This window comes from Nonomuraea aridisoli (assembly GCF_003236395.1).
GTDB lineage: Bacteria > Actinomycetota > Actinomycetes > Streptosporangiales > Streptosporangiaceae > Nonomuraea > Nonomuraea aridisoli.
Window position 1 is genome coordinate 1 of the sequence record NZ_POUD01000661.1, and the last position, 470, is coordinate 470.

The following is a 470-nucleotide window of genomic DNA, read 5'->3' on the forward strand; positions in this document are numbered from 1 at the left end:
GAGCAGAGCTACTTCGAACAAGGTTTGGGGTTGAGCCGCATACTTCATTTCGGTTTGGTAATGATTCAGCGTGTCGATAATCCGAAACAATTGGGACCGGGAAAATAGTCTCGCCGTATCCTTGAAGTCCTGCGCATCTAGCACCCGTTCGGTCAGCTTGTCCGCCTCAGGCACCATTTTGATCATCAGCAGGTCCCGGAAATAATAGAGCAGGTTCTCCATGCACTTGTCCGCGCTCTTACCTTCCTGCATGAATCCTTCAATCATCTGCAGCATGCCGCCGATATCGTCTTCAAGAATAGTCGTGGCTAGCGCCGCAAATTGTTTGGAAGGAATCCCCCCCGTCATATCCAACACTTGCTGATAGGATACCCGTCCGTCCGAGAAGGAAGAGATTTGATCCAGTATGCTGAGCGCATCGCGCATACCTCCATCGGACAGTCTCGCAATGTAGTCGATAGCCTCTTCTT

1 protein-coding gene is annotated in these 470 nt (G+C 50.9%); it reads right to left on the reverse strand.

Translation table 11 applies throughout. The features are described 5' to 3' along the window. Window positions 1–459 (reverse strand): hypothetical protein (locus C1J01_RS54325; protein ID WP_500048306.1); only part of this gene is annotated, 459 nt, incomplete at its 3' end. Window positions 460–470 lie beyond the last annotated feature (11 nt).